Below are 12,560 nucleotides of genomic sequence, written 5' to 3' on the forward strand. Positions count from 1 at the left end.
GGTTATATTGCCAATGAGTAATTAATTATAGAGTAGGCAATTTGGGAGGAGCTATATGAACGGTATTTTACCGCTTTGGAAAGAAAGAGGCATGACGAGCCATGATTGTGTCTTTAAATTACGCAAAATTTTGCGGACAAAAAAAGTTGGGCATACAGGTACACTTGATCCAGGTGTTGAGGGCGTACTACCAATTTGTATTGGCCAAGCAACTCGAATAGCAGAATATTTAACGGACGCAGGGAAAACCTATGAAGCAATTATTTCAATCGGTCGTACCACGACAACCGAGGATGCAGAAGGTGAAACCGTTGAAGAAAATCTTACGATAAAAAAATTTTCTCGTGAACAGTTGCTAGAGGTTTTAGCTTCATTAACTGGAGTTATTGAACAAACACCACCCATGTTTTCAGCAGTAAAAGTAAATGGGAAGCGCCTCTATGAATATGCGCGAAAAGGCGAAAGTGTTGAAAGACCAACTCGTCAAGTCACAATTTATGATTTAGAGCTTCTTGATGAGCTAGCACAATATGAGGGGCAAGAAATTACATTTCCAGTCCGTATCGCTTGCAGTAAAGGGACCTATATACGAACATTAGCTGTGCAAATTGGTGAGGCGCTTGGCTATCCAGCACATATGAAGGAACTCGTACGAACTGCTTCAGGTACCTTTACACAGGATAACTGTTTTACATTAGCACAGGTTGCTGAGCTAATGGAGGCTGAGCAAGGGGCTACCTGTATTTTACCTGTCGAGTATGCATTAGCAGACTATCCATATATTGAGATTACGAATGCCAATGAAAAAGAAATTTTCAATGGACAAGTGCTTCCAGCAGATGCATTATTAAATAGTCATGATAAAATTGTGTATGGAATCAATGGAAAGGCAGTTGCGGTTTATCAGGCTCACCCTACAAAGGATGGTTTGATGAAGCCACATAAGATGTTTCCGACGATAGAGTAGGAGGATTTTTTCAATGGAGGTCATTCATTTAAAATACCCACATCAATTACAGCAACGAGAAAGTATCCAGCCGTATTCATTAGCTCTTGGCTTTTTCGATGGTGTACATAGAGGGCATCAAGCAGTTATCAAGGCAGCTAAGGAAGAGGGGGACAAGCGACAAATTCCAACTGCAGTGATGACATTCGATCCACATCCTTCATTAGTCCTTGGTGGACGTAACGAAAAGGTTTTTTATATTACACTCTTACAACAGAAATTACAGTTGTTTGAAGAACAGGGTGTGGATACGGTATTCGTTGTCCATTTCACTTCTGATTTTGCCAAACTTTCACCAGCAGCGTTTATTGATACATTTATTCGTGGATTAAATATTCAACATGTGACAGCTGGCTTCGATTATTCGTTTGGCGCATTTGGTAAGGGAACAATGGAAGATATGCGTGTATTAAGCAATGGTGAATATGGGGTAACGATTGTTGAGAAGAAAACAGATGATGTTGAGAAAATCAGCTCTACCCGTATCCGCAAGCTATTACAAGAAGGCGACATGGAAGAAGCAACAGTGCTATTAGGGAGACCATTTGAAATCAATGGCATTGTTGTACATGGTGATAAACGTGGGCGTACCATTGGCTTCCCTACAGCAAATGTCCAAGCTTTAGAAGGAACGTTTATTCCAGCAAGTGGTGTCTATGCTGTTCGCCTGCTTGTGCAAAATAACTGGTATGATGGTGTTTGCAATGTGGGCTATAAACCAACTTTCAAAGATCCAAATGATAAGCAATTATCGATTGAAGTCCATATTCTAAACTTTGATAAAAATATCTATGGTGAAGAAGTACATGTAGCATGGTATAAACGCATTCGAAGTGAACGAAAATTTGATGGTATTGAGGCATTGAAGACGCAAATTGAAAAGGATAAACAAGAAGCAATTCGTTACTTTAACGAGCTATAAGCCTTACTTCATTTCGTAATTAGAAGATCTAATTCGACGTTTTACTTGCTTGACCAAGTGATTTATGGTAACATTCATAAGTGCATAAATGCTTAACCTTAGCTTGGTATATCGATGACTCCAACGTTTACTGTGCTAATGGGGATTAATTATAATTTAGGAGGTCCATACAAATGGCTATTACAAAAGAACGTAAAAACGAAATTATCGCTGAGTACCGTACTCACGAAAGTGACACTGGTTCACCAGAAGTACAAGTTGCAGTATTAACAGCAGAAATCAATGCTCTAAATACTCACTTACGTACACACAAAAAAGATTTCCACTCTGAGCGTGGTCTTCTTAAAATGGTAGGTCGTCGTCGTCACTTATTAAAATATCTTCGTGAAACTGACGTACAACGTTACCGTGAACTAATCAACCGTTTAGGCTTACGTCGCTAATTTATAGCAGAAGTAATCCTATATTAGACTGTAGACAAACAGTAGTTTGTCTACAGTCTTTTTTTATAGCTAATCATCAATACGAAATAACATTCATAATGATTGTTATTTTGTTCAACAATAAGCCATAACTTTTTTACACTACGATGAACGATAGATAAAAATGATTTGATACTTCATAAAAGGGTGATATATTCTAATCACATTTCACAGCCCATGTTCAAGTCATTGTAATCATCTTTTGCAAGTGCAATTGAAGTAGATAAATTGAATGCGAGGTTGCTTTTATTTTTCATGAATTATAATCTAGCAAATTATAGGTAGAGGCTCGAAACAATTGGTAGATAAGCGTCAATCATACAATCTAAATGCTATCATTGAATACTAGTAAAACGATGGCTATGGGTTAGAAAACGTTCTGTATTAATGGTGAAATGTAAACTTAAACTAAATCATTTAGAAGGGTGAGTAAGATGTTTAACCAATTATTAAGAGAGAATAATATTGTTGCAGGTATATTAACAGTTATTCGTGTTTATTTAGGCTGGCATTGGCTTACAGCAGGTTGGGGAAAACTGTTTAATGGCTTTGATGCATCTGGTTTTTTAGCTAATGCTATTGCAAATCCAGTGACAAGTGGAGAAGAGCTCGCATATCCACTGTATGTAAAGTTTATTGAATCGTTTGCTTTACCAAATGCTGGGGTAATTAATATTCTCGTGCCTTGGGGAGAATTTTTAGTAGGGCTAGGATTAATTCTGGGATGTTTAACGACATATGCTGCATTTTTCGGTATGGTCATGAATTTTGCTTTCTTAATGGCAGGTACTATATCTAGTAATCCTTGGGACATTTTACTTGCAATCTTTATTGCCGTTGCTGGTTATAATGCTGGGAAATTTGGGCTTGACCGCTTCATTATGCCTATCTTAAGTGAAAAGATGGAGAGAAATAAGAAAAAAGAAGTAGTTCAACCAATTTCTAAAATTACATAATAAACTTTTTGCATATCTTATATAGGAGACTACTCATTAGTCTGAATATACCCCGCCCATTATATGGGTGGGGTATATTGTTGTTGAAAAAAATCATGTCACTAGCAGAAAAAGACCTATTAGCAAGGTGAGGGGTTGATTTCCGTTCCGCCAGCGTCCTTTCCAGGGGGCGTCCGAGGAGCCGCTTCACTCACTTCCGTTCGCTCCAGGGTCTCCTCTGTAACGCTAAATCCCCTAGGAGTGACGCTGGCTCCACTCCAATCAACCATGCTGCAAAGTGTCTTTACTTTTTTTCATAGTAGCATAGCGATCAAATCGCCCATTAACTGTATTCTTAGAGGGGATAAACTCTTATTTTCAATGTGGAGAAGTGAAGCGTGACAACACCCCTCTATAAAGAGTAGTAAACACCTTCACTTTATTTGAAAACCTTTGCTAAAAAGTTAGTCGGTTGAAGTGGAAGGCTACTTGACTCCCGTGGGATAGCGAGACAGGCAAAACTTTAAACGGAGCGGTAGCGGAGGAAGCGGCTCGGCGCTCGCCCACAGGAAAGCAAGTAGCCTGCAACGGAAATGCATTTTCACCTTTCACAAAAATTCTATTGATGGTTTTGTTTTTCAACAATATGTATACCCCGCCCATTATATGTGAGAGGTATTTGTGTGCCTGACTTATTAATTTTACTAGATGATCCGACTTTCTTTTACCTTATAGGATGTTGTATGATAAGCTCCATGTTATAATGAGTCTATTGTTTAAACTTGTACTTGAAAAACTAATGTTAGCGAAGCAGTTATTTCCATTTACATACATTACTTTTCGTCAAGAAGGAATCAATATAAAAAAATCCATATACCAAAAATGCTTTTTCAATGAAATATAGAAATAAATCTTAAATAAATTGGCAATAACTGAATTTAAATGTATGATTATTTCATGAAATATTATTTAGCATAGAACAAGCATTTTTGGTACACTTACTATTAGTACATACAGACGAAGTAAGTGTTTTTATAATAGAGAGGGGTTCATTGAATGAACGAAAAGAAAGTCTATTCCTATGAATGGGCTGGCCGTCCACTTGTAATTGAAGTAGGACAGTTAGCAAAACAAGCAAACGGAGCCGCATTAGTACGCTATGGCGATACTTCTGTACTTGCTACAGCAACAATGTCAAAATCACCAAAACCACTTGATTTCTTCCCATTAACAGTAAACTATGAAGAACGTCTATATGCTGCAGGTAAAATTCCTGGCGGCTTTATTAAGCGTGAAGGACGTCCATCTGAAAAAGCGATTTTAGCGAGCCGTTTAATCGACCGTCCTATTCGTCCGATGTTCCCAGATGGTTTCCGTAACGAAGTACAAGTTATTTCTATGGTTATGTCAAATGATCCTGATTGTACATCTGAAATGGCAGCAATGGTTGGTTCCTCATTAGCATTAGCTATTTCTGATATTCCATTTGATGGACCAATCGCAGGTGTACAAGTTGGTTATATTGACGGAGAGTTTATTGTAAACCCGACAGTAGAACAATCGAATCACTCAACAATTCACTTATCTGTAGCAGGGAACAAAGATGCTATCAACATGGTTGAAGCGGGTGCACTTGAAGTACCAGAAGAAATTATGTTAGAAGCGATTATGTTCGGTCATGAAGAAATCAAAAAAATCATTGCTTTCCAAGAGCAAATTGTGGCAGAGGTTGGTAAAAAAAAGTTACCAGTGACACTATTTGAAATTGACGAAGCGATTCAAGCCGATATAAAAGCAGCTTGTGAGACTGATATGCATGATGCAATTCAAACGGCGGAGAAACATGCACGTGATGAGGCGATTCAAGCTGTTAAAGATCGTGTTATTGCTTCTTATGAAGAGCAAGAAGCAGATGACGATACAATGAAACAAGTGTATAACATTCTTGATAAGATGGTGAAAGAAGAAGTACGTCGTCAAATCACGGAAGATAAAATTCGTCCAGATGGTCGTAAGCTCGACGAAATTCGACCACTTTCTTCTGAAACAGGCTTATTACAACGTACACACGGTTCTGGTCTATTTACACGTGGACAAACACAAGCCCTATCTATTTGTACACTAGGGGCGCTAGGTGATGTACAAATTATTGATGGCTTAGGTGTTGAAGAATCAAAACGCTTTATGCACCATTACAACTTCCCTCAATTCTCTGTAGGAGAAACAGGCCCAATCCGTGGACCAGGTCGTCGTGAAATCGGTCATGGTGCGTTAGGTGAACGTGCACTTGAAGCTGTTATTCCTGATGAATCGGCTTTCCCATATACAATTCGTTGTGTATCAGAAGTACTTGAATCAAACGGATCAACTTCTCAAGCTTCTATCTGTGCCTCCACATTAGCCATGATGGATGCGGGTGTACCATTAAAAGCACCAGTTGCAGGTATTGCAATGGGTCTTATAAAAAAAGGCGAGCACTATTCCATTTTAACGGATATTCAAGGGATGGAAGACCATTTAGGTGATATGGACTTTAAAGTTGCTGGTACAGCTAAAGGTGTAACAGCACTACAAATGGACATTAAAATCGACGGTTTATCTCGCAATATTTTAGAAGAAGCACTGACACAAGCGAAAGTTGGTCGTATGCATATTCTAGAGTCAATGCTTGCAACACTTGCTGAACCTCGTGAAAAATTGTCTGAATTTGCACCGAAAATTGTCATCGTGAAAATTAATCCAGATAAAATTCGTGATGTGATTGGACCTGGTGGTAAACAAATTAACAAAATTATTGAAGAGACAGGCGTTAAGATTGATACAGAACAAGATGGTACAATCTACATTTCTTCTGCAAATGAGGAAATGAATGCACGTGCAAAACAAATTATAGAAGATATCGTACGGGAAGCAAAAGTAGGGGAATATTACTTATCGACTGTGAAACGTATTGAAAAATTCGGTGCATTTTGTGAGATCTTCCCAGGAAAAGATGGTTTGCTACACATTTCCGAAATTCAAGAGGAACGTACAAAGCAAGTGGAAGATGTCTTAAAACTTGGCGATCAATTACTTGTGAAGGTTATTGAAATTGACAAGCAAGGTCGTGTGAATTTATCTCGTAAAGTAGTAATACAAGAGGAAAAAGAACGCGCTGAACAAGAAAAATAATAACGATTCCAAAGGCTGCGTATGATTGCGCAGCCTTTTTAAATAGTAGCAAAAAGACTAGTAGAGAATTTTTATAATTGGGGGAGATTTTTTGGTTCAAGTACATACATGTCAAAATGGTGTTCGGATTGTATCAGAGCAAATAGATCATGTGAGGTCTGTTGCATTAGGCATTTTTGTGAATGCTGGCTCTCGCTATGAGCTACCTGAAGAGAATGGTATCACACATTTTATTGAGCATATGTTGTTTAAAGGAACAACCACTCGCTCAGCTCGTCAAATTGCTGAAGAATTTGATCGAATTGGGGGAGAGTTAAATGCCTTCACATCGAAAGAAAATACATGTTACTATGCGAAGGTTTTAGATCATCATGCGGAACTGGCTGTCGCAATACTAGCAGATATGTTTTTCAATTCTACATTTGCGGAAGAAGAATTAGAAAAAGAGCGACAAGTGGTATTAGAAGAAATATTAATGAGTGAAGATGCTCCTGATGATGATGTTCATGAAAAGCTGTGGGGTGTCATGTATCCGAATGATGCGCTTGGTCGCCCAATACTTGGTACGGCTGCTACGTTAAAGACATTTACAGCAGATGCTATACGACATTATATGGATAAACATTATGGGCCAGAGTCTGTTGTTATTTCTATTGCGGGTAATATTTCAGCTCAGCTTATGCAAACGATTGAAGATTTATTTGGACACTATCAACCTTCACCACATGCCATGGCGCCTGTCCTGACAAATCCTTCATTTTATCCAGGAGAAATTTCAAAAATACGCGATACAGAGCAGGCACATGTAGCGATTTCGTATCCAGCAATCGGTGTAAAAGATCCAGATATGTATAGCTTTATTGCGCTGAACAATATTATTGGAGGCAATATGAGTTCTCGATTGTTTCAAGAAGTACGAGAAGAACGTGGGCTAGCTTATTCTATTTTTTCCTATCAATCGTGTTATGCTGATGTAGGTGCTTTTACGATTTATGGTAGTACGAGTCGACAGCAATTAGCACAGCTTCAGCATACTATTGATGCCACTTTACTAGATATTGTAGCAGGTGGTGTTACAGAGGAGGAGCTTGATAATGCAAAAGAGCAGCTTAAAGGCAGCTTTGTCCTTGGGTTAGAGGGGACAGGTGCTCGTATGAATCGCAATGGAACAAGTGAACTTGTCCATCGCAAGCATCGAACTGTAGACGAGGTTCTTAAATCGATAGATGCCGTATCGATGGAGTCTGTAGATCGGCTGATTGCCAAAATTTTAAAAGCAGAACCAGCTATCTCAATCATTGGTCCTAGCGAATAAAAATATTTTAACAAGGATAGCATTTATCCATTATATTGAAACATATAAAGAGGAGAACTTTGAATATTTTCAAAGTTCTCCTCATGTTGTTGAAAAAAGAACATGTCACTAACAGAAAAAGATCTTTTAGCAGGGTGAGGGGTTGATTTCCGTTCCGCCAGCGTCCTTTCCAGAGGGCGTCCGATGAGCCGCTTCACTCACTTACGTTCGCTCCAGGGTCACATCTGTGACGCTAAATCCTCTAGGAGTGACGCTGGCTCCACTCCAATCAACCATGCTGCAAAATGTCTTTACTTTTTTTCATACTAGCATATCAATCAAATAGCCCAATATCTTTATTCTTAGAGGGGATAAACTCTTATTTTCAATGTGGAGAAGTGATGCGTGACAACACCCCTCCATAAAGAGTAATGAACACCTTCACTTTATTTGAAAACCTTTGCTAAAAAGGTAACACTTTTATGGGTTGGAGTGGAAGGCTACTTGACTTCCGTGGGATAGCGAGACAGGCAAAACTCTAAACGGAGCGATAGCGGTGGAAGTGATTCGGCGCTCGCCCACAGGAAAGCAAGTAACCTGCAACGGAAATCCATTTCTACCTTTTAATTGACTGTTTTGTTTTTCAACACTATGAGGAGAACTTTGAATATTTTCAAAGTTCTCCTTTTTTAATGTTTTTTCCTTTATCAGTTAGGTATTGAAATTCTCAATTAACTTTGATAGTATGAGTGATATTGAAAATCATTTTCATTTAAATGGAGGATATACACGTTATGAAAAAATGGCTTACAGTCAGTACATTGGCATTATCACTTGCACTCGTTGGATGTGCAGATCAAGAAGAGAAAAGTGCTGACAAAGAATTAAAGGAAGAAACAACACAAACACAACAAGAAACAGCAAATACATCAGAGGTAGAAAAAGAGGCATTTCAAGATGGTGTCGATGAGGAAGCTTTTCAAGAGGCTTTAGCAAGCTTCCCAACAACAGCACCAGAAAAAATTGTCACGACGTCTGTGCCTTTAACAGAAATGTTACATCTTTTGGACATCACACCAGTAGGGGTACCAACATCGACAAACCCTATCCCAGCAGACTTTGATTCCATTACAAAAATTGGCTCACCAATGTCACCCGATTTAGAGGTTATTTCAAGCTTACAATCAGACCTAATACTTGGGGCTTCTTCTTTACAAAGTTCACTTGATCAAGCTCTTCAAGGAATGAATTTACCGACAGCTTATTTACCAACAGATTCATATGAAGACTTAAAATTAAGCTTCAAAGTGCTCGGTACGTACTTTGGTAAAGAAGAAAAAATGAACGAGGTCTTACAAAATCTCGTAGCAAAAGAAAAAGAATTGGAAGGAAAGGCGAAAGGAAAAGAATTACCATCTGTGATGCTTGTGATTGGAACATCAGATTCCTTTATGGTAATGAATGATCAATCTTACTTAGGAAGCTTAGTAGAACGATTGGGTGCAGACAATATTGCCAAATCTGTGCTGAAAGCAGAATCGACATACTCGCCAATGAATCTAGAAGATATAGTTGTAGCTGATCCAGATATCGTTTTTGTTTTAGCATCTGGTGATCATGGAGCAAATGAAGATAAATTTAAACAAGAGATTGAAAAAAATAGCGCATGGCAACAATTATCAGCCTATAAAAATGACAAAATCTATATGCTTGATTACAGTACATTCGGTGTCACATCGATTACAAATGCGGAGAAAGCACTGACAACAATTGCAGATTATTTCTATAAATAAGTACGTGAGGTAGAGGTATGATTCATACAGCAAGAAGTCGCATGATTATTATGACGACATTTGTGGTAACAATTTTAGCAGCCATCGTAGCAATCGGGTTAGGCAGTGTTCATATTTCGATTCCCGATATTTTAGCTACTCTGATTAATGGGCGCAATCAAGAAGGCGTCTACACAACCATCATCTGGGATATCCGCCTACCACGCGTGTTGCTAGCACTAATCATTGGTGCAAGTATAGCCATTTCGGGAGCCTTATTGCAGGCAGTCATGGGCAATCCATTAGCTGATCCTGGATTAACAGGCGTAACGAGCGGTGCCGCAGCCTTTGTGCTACTTATCCTTTTAGCAAATCCAGAGCTTACACACTTAATTCCACTTGCTGCCTTCGTTGGTGGTTTGATTGCAGCAGCCATAGTCTATGCCCTAGCGTGGAGACGTACAGGCATTACACCCATTACCATTATTTTATCGGGAGTCGCTGTAAATGCTTTATGTGGTGGGGTAATTGGGTTCTTGTCTATTCTTTATAGTGATCGTTTGCCAGCAGCTGTGCAATGGATGAATGGAAGTCTCGCAGCTAAAGGCAATGCCTCTCTGCAGATGATTTATGTGTATGCCGTCATTGGTTGGATACTCGCTATTTTCGCCATTCGTAAAGCGAATATTATTCGTTTAGGTGATCAGGTCGCAACCAATTTAGGGGAAAGTGTAACCCGTATTCGTATTATGTTATCTATTTTAGCTGTCTTTCTAGCAGCCATTTCGGTTGCGGCAGTTGGCATGATTAGCTTTGTAGGATTAATCGTACCGCATATGGCACGCTTACTTGTAGGCTCTGATTATAAGTATATGTTGCCTATGAGTATGGCCATGGGGGCGATTGTCTTATTGATTGCTGATACTGGTGGACGTACATTATTTGCACCACTGGATATTCCAGCAGGGATTTTAATGGCTGTCATCGGTGGACCTTACTTCTTATACCTAATGAGAAAGAGGGCGTTTTAATGTTAAAAATTGAACAGCTATCCATCAGCTATGAACAAAAGGAAGTTGTCCATAATTTTTCATTCGAAGTAAAACAAGGCGAAATTCTATCGATCATTGGACCAAATGGTTCTGGTAAGTCGACGATATTAAAAGCGATTGCGCGAATGCAGCCGTACAATGCAGGAACCATTCTGTTTGAGGGAGAAAATATGCGTCAATTATCCTCAAAGCAAATCGCACGCAAAATGTGTATGTTGAGTCAACAGAATCAAGCTCCAAGCGATATATCTGTTAAAAATTTAGTTGCCTATGGTCGTTATCCACATAAAAAGTGGTTTGAACGTCTCAATGCAGAGGATGAGGCTATTATCGATTGGGCATTAGAAAAGACCTATCTTGCCCATTACAAAGAAAAGCCTATTGTTGCTTTATCAGGTGGGGAGGCACAGCGTGCGTGGATTGCCATGGCTTTAGCACAGCGTCCCCAAGTTCTATTATTAGATGAGCCTACAACCTTCTTAGATATTGCTCATCAACATGAAGTGCTAGAATTAGTGAGGGAGCTTAATCGTGACATGGGAATGACCGTTGTGATGGTGCTCCATGATTTAAACCAGGCTTCTAGCTATAGCGATCAAATCGTGGTCGTAAAGGATGGCTGGAGGGCACAAATGGGAACACCTGATGAGGTCATGACGGAACAGATGATCCAACAAATTTATCGCATGGAGGCAGAAATTCAATATGTCTCGTGGGATAATGCCCCTCGGGTGCAATTAAAAAATACGGTGAAAGTATAGGAGGAAATAAGATGCCGAAAGCAGTGGATATTGAACAAGTAAAACAGGGGTATGAAACATTTATTCAAAGCAAGAAAAATTGTGTACTAAGTTTTGTAGATGGAGATGGCAAACCTTTTAGTAGTACGACGCCATTTGTACGTCTGAACGGAAAATTTTATGTCTATATTAGTCGCATTGCTGAACATTACCAGCTAATGGAGCAATCAGAAGTAGTCGATTTAATTTGTGTAGCAGATGAGGCTGTAACAGCTAATCCATTTGCCACAGAGCGAGCACGTTGGCAATGTCAGCCTAAAAATTTAGGGAATGACGGCCATGAAGAGGTATTTGCTGCCTTCGACCAGCTATTTAATGCCAAGATGATGGAAATGTTGCGTTCACTCGATTTCTCATTGTTTGAGTTAACACCACTAGATGGACGCTATGTCGTTGGATTTGGTAAAGCCTTTACAATTGATCTAGCTAATGACACATTAATCCATGTTGTAATTGATAAAAAATAGGTTGCCAATTTAGGCAGCCTATTTTTTGCTGAATGTTTAACAGATTTCTTTTGTCATATATAAATGAAGACATTTGTGAAACACAATAAAACTGATGAAGACACTAATCAATGTTGGCAACAACAAAATGAATAAATGGGCTGCTACTAGTGATAAGTAGTAATGAATGACAAAATTTAAAAGAATAATAAGCACGCTAGCTGTAAGCATTCTAACCGTTCGCATTCCCTCCGTTTCCTCCAGTTGCTGAATATAAAATTGACTACAGATGAGGAAAGAAGCGCTACTTATAAAAGCAAAGTACATAGCAAAATGCTCTATAAAATTTTCATTTGCTCCAGGTTGTGAAAAATACATTGGCGCTAGGATAATAAAGAGTAATGTAATAAGGCCATAGCAAAATAAAAAATCGGATTGCAATTGTGTTTTCTTTGATAGAGGTAGTGTATTGACATATACTGTCCACTTTACTTGACGATCACCTCTATATAAATTATCTACAAGGTTGGCTGAAATAACGACAATAAATAATCCGATAGAAGGACTATCTACAAAAGGTAAATGAACAAAATGAAGAAGTAAACATATCGTCATTGCAAAAAGAATAGTCCATTTTTGTACGACAATTCTTTGTAACAACAGTGCTCGCATGAAATCCC

The 12,560-nt window shown here is 38.8% G+C and carries 11 protein-coding genes; 10 read left to right on the top strand and 1 reads right to left on the bottom strand.

Annotated elements, in window-relative coordinates; all coding sequences use genetic code 11:
• Nucleotides 1-55 precede the first annotated feature (55 nt).
• The 10 genes from truB to JTI58_RS14690 all read left to right on the top strand — a co-directional run bounded on the left by truB (nt 56) and on the right by JTI58_RS14690 (nt 11,901).
• On the top strand, nt 56-967 hold the full coding sequence (gene truB / locus JTI58_RS14645; protein ID WP_205441993.1) for a tRNA pseudouridine(55) synthase TruB: 912 nt from the start codon (nt 56-58) through the stop codon (nt 965-967).
• 13 nt (nt 968-980) lie between these two features.
• Nucleotides 981-1,928 (top strand): riboflavin biosynthesis protein RibF, encoded by a 948-nt coding sequence (gene ribF / locus JTI58_RS14650; protein ID WP_205441994.1) that lies wholly within the window; start codon nt 981-983, stop codon nt 1,926-1,928.
• A 173-nt stretch (nt 1,929-2,101) separates the two neighbouring features.
• On the top strand, nt 2,102-2,371 hold the full coding sequence (gene rpsO / locus JTI58_RS14655) for a 30S ribosomal protein S15 (RefSeq protein ID WP_008178982.1): 270 nt from the start codon (nt 2,102-2,104) through the stop codon (nt 2,369-2,371).
• A gap of 473 nt (nt 2,372-2,844) precedes the next feature.
• Complete coding sequence (locus JTI58_RS14660; protein WP_205441995.1) at nt 2,845-3,366, top strand: DoxX family protein; 522 nt, start codon at nt 2,845-2,847, stop codon at nt 3,364-3,366.
• Nucleotides 3,367-4,401: 1,035 nt separating this feature from the next.
• Nucleotides 4,402-6,516: a polyribonucleotide nucleotidyltransferase gene (gene pnp, locus JTI58_RS14665; RefSeq protein WP_205441996.1), complete on the top strand. Its 2,115-nt coding sequence runs from the start codon at nt 4,402-4,404 to the stop codon at nt 6,514-6,516.
• A 91-nt stretch (nt 6,517-6,607) separates the two neighbouring features.
• The gene (locus JTI58_RS14670) at nt 6,608-7,831 is read left to right on the top strand and encodes a M16 family metallopeptidase (protein WP_205441997.1); all 1,224 of its coding nucleotides are present in this window, start codon (nt 6,608-6,610) and stop codon (nt 7,829-7,831) included.
• A gap of 773 nt (nt 7,832-8,604) precedes the next feature.
• Nucleotides 8,605-9,603 (top strand): ABC transporter substrate-binding protein, encoded by a 999-nt coding sequence (locus JTI58_RS14675; protein ID WP_205441998.1) that lies wholly within the window; start codon nt 8,605-8,607, stop codon nt 9,601-9,603.
• Between the two features lie 17 nt (nt 9,604-9,620).
• On the top strand, nt 9,621-10,613 hold the full coding sequence (locus tag JTI58_RS14680; RefSeq protein WP_205441999.1) for a FecCD family ABC transporter permease: 993 nt from the start codon (nt 9,621-9,623) through the stop codon (nt 10,611-10,613).
• Nucleotides 10,613-11,395 carry an ABC transporter ATP-binding protein gene (locus JTI58_RS14685; RefSeq protein ID WP_205442000.1) on the top strand — a complete coding sequence of 261 codons (783 nt, stop codon included), beginning with the start codon at nt 10,613-10,615 and terminating at the stop codon, nt 11,393-11,395. The genes JTI58_RS14680 and JTI58_RS14685 overlap by 1 nt, the downstream gene beginning before the upstream one ends.
• Before the next feature lie 11 nt (nt 11,396-11,406).
• Nucleotides 11,407-11,901 carry a HugZ family pyridoxamine 5'-phosphate oxidase gene (locus JTI58_RS14690; protein WP_205442001.1) on the top strand — a complete coding sequence of 165 codons (495 nt, stop codon included), beginning with the start codon at nt 11,407-11,409 and terminating at the stop codon, nt 11,899-11,901.
• Between the two features lie 36 nt (nt 11,902-11,937).
• On the opposite strand, the gene JTI58_RS14695 is transcribed toward JTI58_RS14690, so the two are convergent.
• Nucleotides 11,938-12,552, bottom strand: coding sequence for an ABC-2 transporter permease (locus JTI58_RS14695; RefSeq protein ID WP_205442002.1), 615 nt, complete (start codon nt 12,550-12,552; stop codon nt 11,938-11,940).
• Nucleotides 12,553-12,560 lie beyond the last annotated feature (8 nt).

Source organism: Lysinibacillus fusiformis (assembly GCF_016925635.1).
In the GTDB taxonomy this organism is placed as follows: domain Bacteria; phylum Bacillota; class Bacilli; order Bacillales_A; family Planococcaceae; genus Lysinibacillus; species Lysinibacillus fusiformis_F.